The sequence below is a fragment of the Shewanella sp. 1180_01 genome (assembly GCF_052850535.1).
This window is the reverse complement of the sequence record NZ_VXCT01000033.1, coordinates 13,725-29,179: the sequence shown is the minus strand read 5'-3', so window position 1 is coordinate 29,179 and position 15,455 is coordinate 13,725. Positions and strand designations below refer to the sequence as shown.

General features: G+C 45.2%; 13 protein-coding genes and 1 pseudogene. 6 read left to right on the top strand and 8 right to left on the bottom strand.

The annotated features are described in order from the left end of the window. Positions 1–76: 76 nt before the first annotated feature. Positions 77–526, bottom strand: coding sequence for a copper resistance protein NlpE (locus FW758_RS16150; RefSeq protein ID WP_446445913.1), 450 nt, complete (start codon positions 524–526; stop codon positions 77–79). 259 nt (positions 527–785) lie between these two features. Here FW758_RS16150 and FW758_RS16145 point away from each other — a divergent pair, with 259 nt between their 5' ends. The 5 genes and pseudogenes from FW758_RS16145 to FW758_RS16125 all read left to right on the top strand — a co-directional run bounded on the left by FW758_RS16145 (position 786) and on the right by FW758_RS16125 (position 5,804). Further along, positions 786–2,327: a DUF3369 domain-containing protein gene (locus FW758_RS16145; RefSeq protein ID WP_446445912.1), complete on the top strand. Its 1,542-nt coding sequence runs from the start codon at positions 786–788 to the stop codon at positions 2,325–2,327. Beyond that, the gene (locus tag FW758_RS16140; protein ID WP_446445911.1) at positions 2,324–3,685 is read left to right on the top strand and encodes an ATP-binding protein; all 1,362 of its coding nucleotides are present in this window, start codon (positions 2,324–2,326) and stop codon (positions 3,683–3,685) included. The genes FW758_RS16145 and FW758_RS16140 overlap by 4 nt, the downstream gene beginning before the upstream one ends. 237 nt (positions 3,686–3,922) lie before the next feature. Beyond that, positions 3,923–4,120 (top strand): annotated as a pseudogene (locus FW758_RS16135) (sugar phosphate nucleotidyltransferase); the annotation flags it as partial. Between the two features lie 16 nt (positions 4,121–4,136). Then, the gene (gene rfbC / locus FW758_RS16130) at positions 4,137–4,676 is read left to right on the top strand and encodes a dTDP-4-dehydrorhamnose 3,5-epimerase (RefSeq protein ID WP_446445910.1); all 540 of its coding nucleotides are present in this window, start codon (positions 4,137–4,139) and stop codon (positions 4,674–4,676) included. Between the two features lie 33 nt (positions 4,677–4,709). Then, positions 4,710–5,804 (top strand): NADH:flavin oxidoreductase/NADH oxidase, encoded by a 1,095-nt coding sequence (locus tag FW758_RS16125; RefSeq protein ID WP_446445909.1) that lies wholly within the window; start codon positions 4,710–4,712, stop codon positions 5,802–5,804. Positions 5,805–5,881: 77 nt separating this feature from the next. On the opposite strand, the gene FW758_RS16120 is transcribed toward FW758_RS16125, so the two are convergent. From FW758_RS16120 to panB, 6 genes are all read right to left on the bottom strand, one after another. After that, positions 5,882–8,239 (bottom strand): YjbH domain-containing protein, encoded by a 2,358-nt coding sequence (locus FW758_RS16120; RefSeq protein ID WP_446445908.1) that lies wholly within the window; start codon positions 8,237–8,239, stop codon positions 5,882–5,884. Further along, the gene (locus FW758_RS16115; protein WP_446445907.1) at positions 8,239–9,024 is read right to left on the bottom strand and encodes a capsule biosynthesis GfcC family protein; all 786 of its coding nucleotides are present in this window, start codon (positions 9,022–9,024) and stop codon (positions 8,239–8,241) included. The genes FW758_RS16120 and FW758_RS16115 overlap by 1 nt, the downstream gene beginning before the upstream one ends. Positions 9,025–9,034: 10 nt before the next feature. Further along, positions 9,035–9,742, bottom strand: a complete 708-nt coding sequence (locus FW758_RS16110; RefSeq protein ID WP_446445906.1) for a YjbF family lipoprotein — start codon at positions 9,740–9,742, stop codon at positions 9,035–9,037. A gap of 147 nt (positions 9,743–9,889) precedes the next feature. Next, entirely contained in the window at positions 9,890–10,126 is a 237-nt protein-coding gene (locus FW758_RS16105; RefSeq protein ID WP_446445905.1) for a hypothetical protein, read from the bottom strand. A gap of 248 nt (positions 10,127–10,374) precedes the next feature. Next, positions 10,375–11,526 carry a patatin-like phospholipase family protein gene (locus FW758_RS16100; RefSeq protein ID WP_311989348.1) on the bottom strand — a complete coding sequence of 384 codons (1,152 nt, stop codon included), beginning with the start codon at positions 11,524–11,526 and terminating at the stop codon, positions 10,375–10,377. Between the two features lie 136 nt (positions 11,527–11,662). Then, entirely contained in the window at positions 11,663–12,505 is an 843-nt protein-coding gene (gene panB, locus FW758_RS16095; RefSeq protein ID WP_446445904.1) for a 3-methyl-2-oxobutanoate hydroxymethyltransferase, read from the bottom strand. A 188-nt stretch (positions 12,506–12,693) separates the two neighbouring features. Here panB and FW758_RS16090 point away from each other — a divergent pair, with 188 nt between their 5' ends. Beyond that, the gene (locus tag FW758_RS16090) at positions 12,694–13,581 is read left to right on the top strand and encodes an AraC family transcriptional regulator (RefSeq protein ID WP_446445903.1); all 888 of its coding nucleotides are present in this window, start codon (positions 12,694–12,696) and stop codon (positions 13,579–13,581) included. A 142-nt stretch (positions 13,582–13,723) separates the two neighbouring features. On the opposite strand, the gene FW758_RS16085 is transcribed toward FW758_RS16090, so the two are convergent. Continuing rightward, on the bottom strand, positions 13,724–15,439 hold the full coding sequence (locus tag FW758_RS16085) for a proline--tRNA ligase (protein ID WP_226058902.1): 1,716 nt from the start codon (positions 15,437–15,439) through the stop codon (positions 13,724–13,726). Between the last annotated feature and the right edge of the window lie 16 nt (positions 15,440–15,455).

Genomic DNA, 15,455 nt, shown 5'->3' with positions numbered 1-15,455 from the left:
ACATTTGATGTTTAGAGGGGTACTGCACGATTTTACAATCGAATAGCTATGTTCCTCTCTTCAAACAAAAACTCTGTTACTGTTTCTTTTTCAATACATAATTAGCGGCCAGATCGCCAGTAATTCTTTGGCCTTCAGTATCTAACATGATCAGGTGATTCTCGCCGACCAGATATTGTGTGCCATCATCCAAGGTGATTTTTTGGCCTTTCTCATCCCACACCGCTTTGCCTATCAATTTAAAAATCTTCTCATCTTTACCCAAATAAACTGTTTCTTGAACAAAGCGATTATCAGCTTGTAATGTGATCAGGGTTTGAATGCCTTCACAGCTGGCGCAAGGTAACACACCTTCATAGCTGCCTGCCCAATCGAGCGAATTTTGACTGGTATCGCCGACAGGGACGGTTGTAGCGGCTTCTGTTTGAACTTGGGCTGTATTAACCGCAGCGTTTTCTTTTGAGGCTTCTGAGCAAGCCGTGGTAAATAAGGCCAGCAGTGCGATGTAACATAGTGATTTGTTCATAGTGGCTCCAATAGCATTTCAGGGTGTTATGGATTAAGTGTATTCATCATACCCGTCAAGGTTGGCAGAGCCTAACTTTGACTATTCCTAATTTATAACAATAGGTTAAGTTTTGTGTATTTGTATTCCACGTGGCGAGAGTGTTAGTGATTAGCTTAAAGTCTGTAACTAATAAGATGATAATTTATCCTTTGAAACTAGTCACTTTCGAGATTGAATCTATACTAAAGCTTAACTATTCATCGTAGACGGTGGTTCTGTGGCGTTATTTAAGAAAAGTGCTGATGTTATCGAGGATACATCCCATAAGCCTAAACAAGGCATTTGGAAAGTTGCCATTATTGATGATGAGCCTGGGATCCATGAGGTGACTCGATTTGCCCTGAAAAATCTGACCTTAGATAATCGGGTATTACAGTTCTATTCCTGTTACAGCGCCGCTGAAGGCTTAGCGTTACTTCAAACCGAAACGGATATCGCATTGGCTTTTATTGATGTGGTCATGGAAACCGACCATGCTGGGTTAGAGCTAGTTCAAAAAATCCGTACTGAATTAAATAATCACAGCACCCGCATCATTTTACGTACGGGCCAGCCGGGACAGGCGCCTGAAGATCAAGTGATTCGGGATTTTGATATCAATGATTACAAAGCCAAAACAGAACTTACCGCAGCTCGGCTTAAGTCTTGTGTCTACACTTCGCTGCGTTCGTATCGCGATATTAAAATTATCGAGCAAAGCCAAAAGGGGATGGAGAAAGTCATTGCCGCCTCAACCTCTGTGCTTAAAAGCCATACATTGCATAATTTTGGCAGTGCTGTACTCGAACAGACCCTGCAGTTACTCAATCTTGAAAGCTCAGCCCTGTATCTCACGAGTTACCATCAAGACCTTTACCTCGATACCCAAATGAACCTACTGGCCGCCACGGGCGATATGGTCAGTTACTGTGAAGGTGGCAGCGTTGAGACGCTACCAGGGGATGTACGTGAGTATATTATTGAGGCTATTGCGCTAAGAACTTCGCTCGTGCGTGACAATATTTACGTTGGATTTTATGAGCTAAGTGGCCATGTCACCAGTATTTTATATTTGCAACACGACACTAAGCTAACGGATTTTCAAGTCAGTATTCTTGAGCTATTTGCGGCCAATGTGAGCTTAACCTTCGAGAATTTGTCGGGCCGTGAAAATGTACAGCAAACTCAAAGGGAGCTGATTTTAATCATAGGCGATGCCATTGAACAGCGCAGTAAAGAGACCGGGGCCCATGTACGTCGGGTTGCACGCATGACTGAAATGCTCGCGATTGCCATCGGCATGCACGCGGACTTTATCGAAACGATTCGTTACGCCGCGCCTTTGCACGATGTAGGTAAAATAGGTATCCCTGAGAGTATCTTACATAAGCCAGGCAAGCTTGATGCCGAGGAATGGGCGATCATGCAAACCCATGCTGAGAAAGGCTATAACTTGCTCGCAGGCTCAAATCGTATCATTGCAAAAATGGGTGCTCGAATCGCTTATACCCACCATGAGCGTTGGGATGGGCAAGGGTATCCCCGTGGAATTGCTAAGGAAGATATTCCCATTGAAGGCCGACTCATGGCGATTGTCGATGTAATTGATGCCTTGCTTTCCAAGCGCAGTTATAAAGAGGCGTGGTCAGTCGATGCGGTACGAGAGTATATTTTGGTGCAATCGGGTAAGCAGTTTGACCCCGTATTGTGTGAAGCGAGTTTAAAACTGTTAGATGCGTTTGCCTCCCTACATATCCACATTCCGGACGAACCGCTATGACCCGAATGCTTGATCGAATCCTATTTGATGTCAGTAAGTCTCAGGTTATTGATGAGGGCGATCTCATTCAAGCCTCGCAACTTATAGTGAGTTCAATCTGTAAGGGATTACAGATCACGCGGGCGGGCATTTGGTTGTTTGGTCAAGGTAATCAGACTATCGCTTGTTATTATTTACTCGACCACCAACAGCCGCAAGAAGCGTTAGTGCTCACTCGCGCGCAGTTTCCCCATTACTTCAGCTTACTCGACAATGAGCGCACCATTGTCGCTAATAAGGCGCAAACGGATCCTGCCACCAAAGAGTTTGTCGACACTTACCTGAAACCGAATCAGATCACCTCTATGCTGGATAGTCCCATTCGTCACCACGGCAAAATGGTGGGGATTATTTGTTCTGAGCATCAAGGTGAGGCGAGGGAATGGACGCGGGATGAAAAGGCGTTTGCTTCGGCACTGGCCGATCTCTTTGGCCGAGCCATGAGTGCTAAAGAGATCCTCGAATACCAACAACAGCTCAAACTCATTAATACCGATTTGGAGCATCAAGTTGAACTACGAACAACCGAACTCGAGACGGCCCTATCGACCTTAAAATCGACCCAAAAGCACTTAATTGAAAATGAAAAAATGGCCGCCTTAGGTAGCTTAGTCGCCGGTGTTGCTCACGAGGTTAATACGCCACTGGGTATCGCGGTAACATCCGTGACCCATTGTTTGGATGAGTTATCGCTACTTAAAGGGTCATTCGAGAAAAACGACCTCGATGAAGATAAGTTTGTCAGTTTTATCAATACAATGCAGGACGGTTTATGTTTAATTGAGCGTAATCTTTCCCGCGCCGCAGAACTTGTTCATAACTTTAAACGCACTGCCGCAGATCAATCGATATTGGAACGTGAGCGCTTTAATTTAAAGAATTATATTTTCCAAATATTTAGTTCGTTAAAGCCCTTAATGCGTAAGAAAAACATCACCTTAAAAGTCGAACTCGATGACAATGTTTTTATTGATTCTTACCCCGGCGCCATCGCTCAGATTTTTACCAACTTAGTTGCTAACAGTTTTCGCCACGCTTTCCCTGATGATTTTGTCGGAGATAAACAGATTGTCATTGTGGTTGAAAAGGAGGGAGCACAGATCAAGATGACTTATCAAGACAATGGCATCGGCATGTCCGATGAGGTGAAAGCCAAAGCATTCGAGCCATTTTTCACCACTGCGCGCCAAAGTGGTGGCACAGGTTTAGGGATGTCGATTATTTATAATCTGGTCACTCAAAAGCTCAATGGTAATGTTTCTCTCTTCTCAGCGCCGAATCAGGGGTTACGTATTGAGATATTTATCCCCGAGCAGTAGCAAGGGTGTAGGTTGGTGAGCACTAGGTTCAGCAAATGCGCTTATCTTTATGGAACAGAGGATTCATTCATCTTATAGAAGCTAAATGGCTTTTAGTGCTTGGAATACAAACGGCTATTGCGCCATTATTTTCGTTAATCGACTGACTCATCTGCTGTCATCCGTTCTTCCGGCTCGTCGTCTTTTATATGCTACAATCTGGACACTTCACCTAGCTTATCAATCTTAAATATTTCAATGAGAAAAGGCATTTTACTGGCGGGCGGTACGGGCTCGCGTCTTTATCCTATGACGCAGGTTGTCTGTAAGCAATTACTGCCCATTTACGATAAACCTATGATTTATTATCCACTTGTCACCCTGATGCAGTCTGGTATTCGAGACATCTTGATCATTTGTACTCCCCACGATTTGCCGCTATTCCATGCATTACTCGATAAGCAGGTATTTGATGAAATGTAGCGCAACTGAGTTAGCCGAAGTGTTGGTGTTTGAACCACAAGTCTTTGGGGATGAACGCGGTTTCTTTATGGAGACGTTTAGGCAATCCTATTTTGATGCCTGCTTTGCACTGCGGGGATCCGAGTCATTTGTGTTCGTGCAGGAGAATCACAGTCGCTCGCAACGTAATGTCCTGCGAGGCTTGCATTTTCAACGGCGTAAACCGCAGGGTAAGTTAGTGCGGGTCTGTGCAGGGAGCATTTTTGATGTGGCCGTCGATATAAGGCCCGACTCGGCCACCTATGGGAAATGGGTTGGGCGAGTGCTATCTGCAGAGAATCATCTGCAAATGTGGATCCCACCAGGCTTTGCTCACGGTTTTTATGTTCTCAGTGATTATGCTGAGGTTATTTATCAATGTACCCAATATTATGATCCTGAAGATGAAAGCGTTGTCGCTTGGAACAGTGCAGAGTTTGCCATTGATTGGCCATTAATTACCGCACCGATTTTATCAACGCGAGATAGCCTCGCCAGTACTCCATCATAAAGCCAATCACGGTTTGTATTAAATGGAATGACAATGAGTTTATTATTTTCGCCTTTAACCTTAGGTCAACTTGAGTTAGCGAACCGCATTATTATCGCGCCAATGTGTCAGTACTCAGCAGAAAACGGCCAAGCAACTGATTGGCATACGATTCATTTAGGGAGCATGGCGTTATCGGGCGCGGGAATGCTCATTCTTGAGGCTACCGCCGTTCTGCCCAATGGCCGAATTTCCTATGCAGATTTAGGTCTATGGGATGACAAAACGGAAGCTGCCTTAGATAAAACTCTCAAGTCTATCCGTAAATACTCAAATATGCCGATGGCGATACAGCTTGCCCATGCGGGGCGTAAAGCATCAACTCGAAAACCTTGGGAAGGTGGCGGCGCTATTGCACCCGACGAACATAACGGTTGGCAGACGATAGCGCCTTCCGCGCAGGCCTTTAATGAAGGCACTACATTACCGAGTGCGATGACCTTTGATGAAATTGATGAGCTTATCTTGGCATTTGTTAGTTCGGCGCAAAGAGCCGAACGATTAGGGCTTGATGCGATTGAAATTCATGCTGCCCACGGTTATTTGCTACACCAATTTTTATCCCCGCTATCGAATCAACGTACCGATAAATATGGTGGCAGTTTAGAGAATCGACTGAGCTTGTTGTTGGCCGTGTTTGACGCCATAAAGGCTGTGATAGCGCCTAAAATGGCACTCGGTGTGCGGATTTCGGCAACCGATTGGGTCGAGAACGGTTGGGATTTAACCCAAAGCCTAGTATTGGCAAAAGCATTAGAGAGCAGAGGCTGTGATTTTATCCATGTCAGTACTGGTGGGTTAAGTCCGCTGCAACAAATTCCAGTCGCTGAACACTTTCAAGTGCCTTTTGCCGAAGCCATTAAAGCTGAGGTAAACATACCTGTGATTGCCGTGGGCTTAATCACAGATGCTAATAAAGCGGAAACGATTTTGGCTCAAGGGCAGGCCGATGCTATTGCGCTTGCTCGCACTATGCTCTATGACCCACATTGGCCTTGGCATGCCGCTGCAACATTAGGTGCAACTGTTAAAGCGCCGCCACAGTATTTACGTTCATCGCCCCATGGGATCAAGTCACCGATAGAGTAGAGTGCGTAACTTGCTATTTATCAGTGGCATTAAGTCCTCGATTTTTTAAACCGTTTTTAGTTTTAACTACGCACTCACTATTTCGCAGGTTCAACACTCGGTCTGGTATACCAAGGTGCTCGCGCATCTGTGACATCAAACAAGTTGTACTTACGTCCAAGCATTTGACCACCGTCACGGGTCAGTGGCATCCAAGACAAGAAAGCACGACTTTGAGTCGATTTTATGGTCATAAGATCGAATGGGATGGAAATATAGAAGCCCTTGGTAAAGCTGCCTTCGCCGTATTCTTCTGCTGATAAATTGGTTTTAGTCGCAAAGGCACCGACAATAACACCGCTATCAAACTGTTTAGAGAAGTCAACCGTCACGCCTTTATCTTCGGTAAGATACTGCCCTGCGCTCACTCTAAGTAAAGTATTGGGGAACCACTCCGGCTGGTAATAAGCCGTTGCATGCCCAGTCACAACACCGGTTTGCACTCGATAAGCCCGATTGGTTAGAGGATCAACTTGGTTTTCGTCACTAAAGAAACCGAACATACTGTCGGGATCTCGCTGTTTTGCATAGTTAATATCAAAACCAAATGCCCATTGGCTATTGAGTGGACGATAGAGAAATTCTGTCCCCACACCGCCATACATCATCTCTAAATAACCGCCATAGGCTTGGTAGGAAATGTTATCACTAAGATTATCCATCCATGTCAATTGGAGGTTATTAACCCGCACCGGGTTATCATGAACGTATTGGCGTATTAACGTTCTTACTCGTTTCAAGTCGGTACCGTCTGGTGGTACGTCATATAAAAACTTATCGAAGTTATCGTATAAGTTGAGATAAAGAGAACCGCCAAACTCGAAATTATCGGTAAACTTATAGTTTGCACTCCCAGTAACACCGATATTAAACATGTAGAAGCCTTCTGAGCCTCCGAAGGATTGCACCATAGTAGGAGCAACATCGAAGCCTAGTTTATCCAGCCAATCTTCATCAGTACGCGTTACTAACTCACCTTGGGGTAAGCGTGGGACAACAACTTGACTCGCATCAGTAACCTTAGCATTGAGGTAACCAAAGCTGGCTACTTGGGCAAATTTTTCTGCATCAATACGCGTTTCTGTAATCGGCTGGCTATAATGGGTCTCAATTAAGCGATACTCTTTGATTTGAGTCAGATCGCTATTATTGGCAAGTATAGTGGCTGCCCTTTGGTGTGCTTCATTTCTATCACGATATTTAGTTTGCTCTCCAACCACGGTAATACTGTCAGAGTCGAGGTAAATTTTAGCGTTGCTATAGCCTGAAATTGTTTGCAGATCCTGCGCAACCTTATTCCAGTCAATTGTTGTTTTTAACATTGCTTCTTTAGGCTGAACGATTAAATGAGTGTCAGCTATTTCTGCTTTGATGTGTAGAGTGGTGTCAGCCGTCACAATGATATTTTCTGAAGGGCTAACACTATCTAATGGAATATTGGCTGTTTGCACATGCGTTAATGGTGCCGCTTGTATTGGCTTATATTTAGCTGCAGCAGGATCGCGCTTTATCTGAGTTAAGGTATTGAAATTCGTTTGCAAACTAAAACCGAGCGTCCAAGTGTTACCACGTTCATAACTTAAATGCAGATCGCCCCAGTCACCAAATCGATACAGTAAACCATAGTTGAATTTGCTGTCCTGTGGCATAGCAATACCACCTCGAACAACAGGGAAGTCGGATTGATAATCGTTGCCGTCATATTCAAGCTTTAGACGCAACGGTTCCCATGGAGTTTGATACTCAACGCCACCGAATAGTGCAGCACAGCCCTTAAACCAACGCTGATAATCAACCGTTCCCCCTTTACCGCCATAGGAAGTGTCACGATCGCAGTTATAGTTAAGATCTTTTTTATCTGAAGTTAGGTTACCGCTATTGCCGATATAGCCCCAACCTATGCCCAGAGTGAAGTCTAGTGGGCCAACCCGTTTAGTCGCTGCAATAAACTCGCCATCGAACAAGCCTGTTCCGCCAAAGTCGCGCACACCGAAAGATGTTTCTGGAAGCCAGTTTGTTTCTTCAAGCAACCGAACTTTAAAGTCAATACCTTTATCTGTGTATTTAGTGTTACCACTGAAACTGGGATCGCTGCTATAGAGTAAATCCTGTACCTGCGTATAACGAACAGTGGTCTCAAACCAAGGAAACAGTTGTACTGAGGCTGTGAAGTGCTGGTAGTCGTCGTTATAGCTAGTCGCAAAATTAAACTCGCCTTCAGGCGCCATACGGCCTGTGGGCATTTGCATTAAACCAACACCACCAAAATCCGATTGTGAGGCTAACAGTGTTGGATAGGAAAATTCATCTGCAGTTACCTGGAGTAATGGTAATAATGCCAAAGACAGTGCAGATAATCGGCCTAAGGTATGGATTGTGTGGCTAGACTTTTTCATTACAGAGCCCGATTCCTGAGTAATTCAACAATGTTTTCATTCAGTTGAGTGTAGTCATAAAATAGACTTGAAAACTCAACGTAGATACTTGCTCCAGGAGCAATATCTTGCTCTTGATGATTCCAATAAGCGATGGGTTGTTTTATCGCTTTGCCATCTGGTTGAATAATCCACACTGTGCTTGTTTCTGCATTATCGAGTAACCCTGCTTGTTTGAGGTAATCTTTGCTAGTCTTTTGGCCTTGCCATGCCAAATCCCCTGACTGTGCTACAGCACCAAGCACTGTGACAGTGCTTGGACGAGGCGGTAAGACTAATAGGAAACGACCATCAATTAGCGAATTGTATGAATCATTGATACGAATAAGGTCAATATCCAGAGGCTGCATTACGCGCTGCCCAAGTTGTAGACTGCGAATAAGTTGTGCGAGCTTAGCCAGTTTTGCGATGTAAGCACTGTCGTCTTTTACTTGGCCCATTTTAGCTAACTGGCTCAAGACTTGCTGACGTTTCGTTTCTAAAGCGGCGGTATTTTGAATATCGAGTAATGCCGCACCTAACCAATAAATAGGAACAACCTCTTTATTCGTGGTTTTATTATATGCTGGGAGTTGCTGTAATCCGTCTTGTACTATTTGTTCTATACGCACTGCTGTCGGATAGTTTAGTTGAACCTGAGCATCCTGATTCGTAGATGTACTGATGAATAACTGGGTTTCAGCATGAACGGTTGCTGTTAGTGCTGAACTAAGTACAAGTGCCAATGGCGCGATGTAATATCTCATAATGGTTCCACTAAGATGCAAATGGCTTAAGTAAAGTTATATCGATAAAAGGCAGATTGGGTGCTATCTTCTGGCGGCTTTTAATGACGTGCCCATTATCCGGTTTTAACCAAAACTCATTTAAATATTGAATATTAAGACCTTCAACAGATACTAACTCGCTGTAATGCAATGCTTGAGTGGGAGTATCATTTATGAGTATCTTTTCCTCAGCGATAAAATCAAACTGTGAATTAAGTTTATACCCATAATGGTAGCCGGGCTGCCAATCAAGCGTGCGAGTCCAAGTTTTAGGTGTGCTATTTAGATGCAGACCTAGGAGAATAGGATCGGGTTCTGAACTTTCAATCGCGGCTAAATTGCCTGTGAGCAGACTATGAGTTCTCACCAAACGCCCGTTCACTGTCACTAACATTGCTTTATCTGCAGAGAGCCATTTTAGTTCCATTGCTTCTGGCGCTGGTCTGACAATGGTGAGGGTGTGTTTTGGTTCTGCTAAGGCTAAAACAACAAATGCTTGAGGTATATCTTCTATCTTGACATAGATGCTGGCGTAGGGATTGGCTTCTATTTGCTCGGTAGTGAGCTTAATATCGCTCTCTCCAATTAAAGCTAATTTAATCGTATCGTTTAGGGCGCTAATTCGTTGACTACAGCCGGCAATACCCATTAATGCAATTGAGGCTGTGAGTAAGAGTAATTTTTTATTTATACGCATCCGAGTTGCTTATTCTCAATAGTAATAAATATCTAATGTAGAGATATCTGAGACTTATTTCAATAAATGAAGTGATTCTCACTTTCTCTAAACGAGCAAAAAAAACAACCGCCAATAGGCGGTTGTTTTATAGCTGCACCAAACGGATTAGTTGGTACCAGTAGTGTTGCTATTAGAAGTTGTAACTGGGTTGCCATCAGAGCTGTTAGATATTACAACTGCGCCAGCAATTGCAGCTGCAGCAGCTACACTACCAGCAACAATAACACCAGTGCTAGTGCTTGCAGCAGTACCTGTACCGGCAGCTTCGCCGTCTGCTGCATTTGCAGCCATAGAGCTTAATGCTGTTATTGCAACGATAAGTGCTAGTGAAGTTTTTTTCATCGTGATTCCCTTTTAGAAAAAATTTAATTAAGTGATTTTAGCTAATCTAGTAAAACATGATAGGGGATACTAGCTAAATGATCAATCTTAAATCCTAGAGAGGATTCAGGCTTTCGATTGAAATTTTGCTTAGCTATAAACTAAGCCCCTTTATTTTAATGAGTTGTATCATTCATCTTAGACTTGAACAGCTAAACAAACTCACCTTTATAAATCTGCTTTAGTCAATGAGTGCTGCATTATAGCTGTTAGCGATGAGGTTCTGCGCTATTTTCTGATTTTAAACCAAAAAAGGCTTTAAGTTCGTCGATTTGCTCCATGGCATCTTTGTAGCCTAGGTCGATCAACGCGCTGGTGTAGGTTTTTTCGAATAGTAGGTAAGACACGATACTCGAGTCGGATTGTCTATCAATACCAATAAAACCGAGTAAGGTTTTTACTGCCCATGGCATGTCATCGTAGAAGCGGGCGGCAATTTTACTGAGGTCTTCGCTGGGCTTGATGACTAAGGTTTTAATCGGATGTAAGGCGAGCTTGTTACGGCTTGACTCGGGGATCAGGCTTAAGGTGTTATTGATCCTTTCGAGCCGCTCAAGGTCACTGTTTAAGGTATCTGAGAAGATAGTATCGAGCAGATGGCCCGCTATGGATGCGGTTTTAGGGTGATACTCCAGTTCCATTGGGAAGTGTTTGTGTGGACTCTCTAAGTTAATGACTAAGAGTTTTTCAGCGCCTAAATGGATAGGACTTGAGAGCGGTGCCAGCTGGTGGACCGAGCCATCGCCATAATAGGCTTGATTGAGTTTGATGGAGGGGAACACCATAGGGATGGCCGAACTGGCGAGTAGGTGTTCAGTGTTGAGCATCATACGTTCGCCGCTGCGTCTAGCGCGGGTCCAGTTTTCGATATCCCGTGAAGCTTGGAAAAAACTCACCGAGCGTGAGTTGTTGTAGCAAGAGGCATCGACGCTGAGGGCGGTGAGGGCGCCGCTGCGAATATTACGATCGATGCGTTTAAAATCGATTAATTCATTGAGCAGTTTTCGAAGAGGATCGTTATCGAGCAGACTGCCAGCGTCGGTATTAACCTTATCATCCTGCATGCCTTTGAGTGCCATTTTACCAAGGTGACCAAGCACGCCAGTGATGGATGCGCGATACACTTTGCGAGTTTCAAAATGGCGCCATACCCATTCGAGCTTTTTGACGCCAAGATGAAAACAGGAAGCATGGGTGGCAATGGAAGTGCCATTAATGGCACCTGCCGAGGTGCCACAAATGATTTTAAAGGGAATGCCATGATTACGCGGATAAAGCTGAACCAGTGCTTTTAGCACGCCGACTTGATAGGCGGCTCTTGCGCCGCCGCCACCTAAGACTAATGCAGTTGATGTAGGCAATCTTCAGACTCAATTTATTGTTTTAATAGTTTTATTAAAGCAACGCCCCCCTATAAAAAGCAAGTCGGTAGACTCAATTAGTTGCAAATTTCGATTTATAGTTTATTCGATTGCTGCAATATTTCGCTTTAGACAATTAATCCGCTGTAATCTTGATTGTTTGGCTGAGGCCAAAACAATGCTCTGCTGTTGGAAACTTAGCGGTTCTTACTTCTCTGGCGTATTCGGCGCAGGCGTGAGTGATTAAGGAGCTTAGGTCGATATAGCGTTTGGCAAATTTAGGCGTGTAGTCAGAAAATAAGCCTAAAATGTCCTCAGTTACGAGCACTTGACCATCGCAGGCGGGTGAGGCGCCAATGCCGATTACGGGGATTGAGACTTCTGCCGTTACTGTGCGCGCCGCGAGCTCGGATGTACCTTCAATTAGTATGCTAAAAGCGCCTGCTTGCTCAAAGTTTTTTGCTAAACGAACGAGGGCTTCGATGGCGGCGGCATCCCTTGCTTGGGTTTTAAATCCACCCAATTGATTGACGTGTTGCGGCATTAATCCTATGTGTGGCATCACAGGGATCCCTCGCTGGGTTAAAAAGCGAGTGGTGTCGAGCATCTCTGCACCACCCTCGAGTTTTACCGCCTGCGCGCCAGTACGTATCAATACTTGACTGGCATGTCTAAAGGCTTGCTGAGGCGATTCTTGATAACTCCCAAAGGGCATATCGATAATCACGCAGGCATGTGCTGCGCCGCGAGTGACAGCAAGACCATGGTTAATCATCATTTCTAAGGTAACCCCTAGTGTAGCGTCTTGCCCATAAACCACCATGCCGACGGAGTCGCCGACGATAATCATATCAACATGGGGATCGATAAGTTCCGCCATCGGTTTTTCATAGGCGGTGAGGGCGACTATTGGCGTTTTACCTTTCATTTTCTGTAAGGTAACGGGCGTAACCCGGTTTTTATTCATGTGGATGCTCATGTCATCTCCAATTCGTTAAATCTGAGAGGGCATGTTAGTGCTTGCTGCTTTAGCGTTAGCTCGATAGATTGACTTAATATCTAGATAAAAAGACACTTCTACACAGAAAAGTGCTTTTATACGAAGAGGCGCTTTATATACGGAAGAGGCTCGATAATACGAAAAGAAGCTTCGATATAAAAATCACCTTGGGCGATAACACCTTGAATCAAGTAACTGACACTCCTTTATCTCAGCAGCACATCACTCAGTACACTCAGGTCGCACCTTCACGTTTAGCCGCCGCAGGGCTAAGCGCGTCCATCATGTTACTTAAACGAACGCTCAAGCCGTTTGAACATGTGCAGCGCCATCGTCATTCTTGGGGACAGGTCATTTATGCCAGCCAAGGTGTGTTGAGTGTGATTACGCCAGCGGGGCGTTACATAGTGCCGCCTGAACAAGCGGTGTGGGTGCCTCCCTTTGTCGATCATGAGGTTATCGCGCTAGGTCAGGTGCAATTGAGCAGTCTGTATTTGGATGAAACCCAGATCGGCGGTTTTCCACCCGACTGTACTTGTTTGAGTGTGAAGCCTGTTTTGCAGTTGTTACTGCAAGAGGCTAATGCCTTGATGAAGAGTGAGGCTGGGCTGATTGATCCCGATTTTAAGGATAGCGTCATGCGACTCTTGATGGTGATCCGTGACTTTATGGTGCTCGCACCTAAGGTAGCCTTGGATTTACCTTATCCTAAGGATAAAAAATTACTGCGCATTACAGAAGCTTTGCTTACGGATCCGAGCGAGCAACGTACTTTGGTGGATTGGCAGCGGGAGGTCGGCGCCTCGGCCCGCACGTTAGCGAGATTATTTAAACAGCAAACAGGGCTGAGTTATAGTCAATGGTTGCAAAGGCTTAGATTGCAGGTGGCGATTCAAATGCTCAGTCGAGGTGAATCTGTGCTCACTACAGCGTTATCTTTAGGTTATGCCTCGGGTTCAGCCTTTGGTTATATGTTCAGACAGTTGATGGGCGTCGCTCCGAGTCAGTACCTGTTAGCGCAAAGTACCTTGCCAAAAGTACAGCGCCAAAAATAAGAAGATAAACAGCCACAGATAAAAAAGCAATGTCGTGAGTGATCGACGAAGGTCAATAAAAGTCCAATAAAAAACGCACTTAAGCTGGGCTTAAGTGCGTTTCGTTTTGATCGTTAAACTTTTCTAGATTTCGCGTTGAGGCTTAGCCTTTCACTGCGTTTTTCAGGAAATCGAGCAGTTGATCAAATGGAATATCTTGCTTTTCACCGGTACGGCGGTTTTTGTATTCAAATACGCCAGCATCGATATTGCGATCACCAATCACCACAGTGTGTGGGATACCAATCAGTTCCATATCGGCAAACATCACGCCTGGGCGCTCTTTACGATCGTCCAGTAACACGTCGATACCCGCTTCGTTTAAGTCTTTGTATAACTGCTCGGCGATATCGGTTACGCGGTGCGACTTGTGCATGTTCATTGGCAGAATGCCCACGCTAAATGGTGCAATCGCTTCTGGCCAAATGATGCCACGGTCATCGAAGTTTTGCTCGATGGCTGCGGCCACGATACGGCTTACGCCGACGCCGTAACAACCCATCAATAGCACCTGTGACTTGCCGTTTTCGTCAAGTACAGTCGCGTTCATCGATTTAGAGTAGTTAGTACCCAGTTGGAAAATATGACCCACTTCGATACCGCGTGCCATAGCATAAGTACCTGAACCATCTGGTGTTGGCTCGCCTTCGACTACGTTACGGATGTCGGCAACTTGTGCTGTCGGCAGATCGCGTTCCCAGTTGATACCAAAATAATGTTTGTCATCCACATTCGCACCAGCAGCAAAATCGCTCATCACGCTAACGCTGTGATCGATAACGATAGGGATGTTAAGACCGATAGGGCCAAGTGAACCAGGACCTGCGCCAATGGCGTCACGGATCAGCGCTTCTGATGCCATTTCTACTGGTGATGCCACTAAGTCTAACTTGTCGGCTTTGACTTCGTTGAGTTCATGGTCACCGCGAACAATCAGTGCCACTAACGGCGTCGCTTCTGATGCGCCCACGACGATCAAGGTTTTGACAGTTTTAGTGATATCCAGATCAAACTGCTCAACCAATTCAGCAATGGTCTTTGCATTTGGGGTATCGACTAAACGCAATTCTTCAGTGGCTGCGCCGCGAGGCTCAGTGGGCACTGGTGATTCAGCTTTCTCAATGTTAGCCGCGTAATCGCTGCCCGTTGAGTAAGCAATTAAATCTTCACCGCTTTGCGCTAGCACGTGGAACTCGTGTGACATGCTGCCACCGATAGAACCTGTGTCAGCTAATACTGGACGGAAGGCTAAGCCCATGCGGGTTAGAATGTTACTATAGGCGTTGTACATGGCCTCATAGGTTTCATTCATGGTATCGACGTCAAGGTGGAAAGAGTAGGCGTCTTTCATCAAGAATTCGCGTGAGCGCATCATGCCAAAACGTGGACGAACTTCGTCACGGAATTTGGTTTGGATTTGGTAAAGGTTCAACGGTAACTGCTTGTATGAGCTGACTTCTTTACGGATCAGGTCTGTGATCACTTCTTCGTGGGTTGGGCCCAGTACGAAGTCGCGATTGTGGCGATCTTTAAAGCGCAGCAGCTCGGGACCAAACTTTTCCCAACGACCTGTTTCTACCCACAAGTCTGCCGGTTGCACCATAGGCATTAGAATTTCAATTGCACCGGCTTTGTTCATTTCTTCACGAACAATTGCTTCGACTTTACGCAGTACACGTAAGCCCGTGGGGAGATAGCTATAAAGGCCCGACGCATTACGACGGATCATACCCGCACGTAACATTAATTGATGGCTAATGACTTCTGCGTTGGCAGGAGTTTCTTTCTGTGTTGATAGCAGGTACTTGCTGACGCGCATTACCGATGTCCAAATT

Coding starts and splice junctions, on each gene's coding strand:
- FW758_RS16140 (WP_446445911.1), top strand. CDS start 2,324: ATGACCCGAATGCTTGATCGAATCCTATTTGATGTCAGTAAGTCTCAG.
- FW758_RS16085 (WP_226058902.1), bottom strand. CDS start 15,439: ATGCGCGTCAGCAAGTACCTGCTATCAACACAGAAAGAAACTCCTGCC.
- FW758_RS16125 (WP_446445909.1), top strand. CDS start 4,710: ATGAGTTTATTATTTTCGCCTTTAACCTTAGGTCAACTTGAGTTAGCG.
- FW758_RS16115 (WP_446445907.1), bottom strand. CDS start 9,024: ATGAGATATTACATCGCGCCATTGGCACTTGTACTTAGTTCAGCACTA.
- panB (WP_446445904.1), bottom strand. CDS start 12,505: ATGAGCATCCACATGAATAAAAACCGGGTTACGCCCGTTACCTTACAG.
- FW758_RS16105 (WP_446445905.1), bottom strand. CDS start 10,126: ATGAAAAAAACTTCACTAGCACTTATCGTTGCAATAACAGCATTAAGC.
- rfbC (WP_446445910.1), top strand. CDS start 4,137: ATGAAATGTAGCGCAACTGAGTTAGCCGAAGTGTTGGTGTTTGAACCA.
- FW758_RS16150 (WP_446445913.1), bottom strand. CDS start 526: ATGAACAAATCACTATGTTACATCGCACTGCTGGCCTTATTTACCACG.
- FW758_RS16110 (WP_446445906.1), bottom strand. CDS start 9,742: ATGCGTATAAATAAAAAATTACTCTTACTCACAGCCTCAATTGCATTA.
- FW758_RS16120 (WP_446445908.1), bottom strand. CDS start 8,239: ATGAAAAAGTCTAGCCACACAATCCATACCTTAGGCCGATTATCTGCA.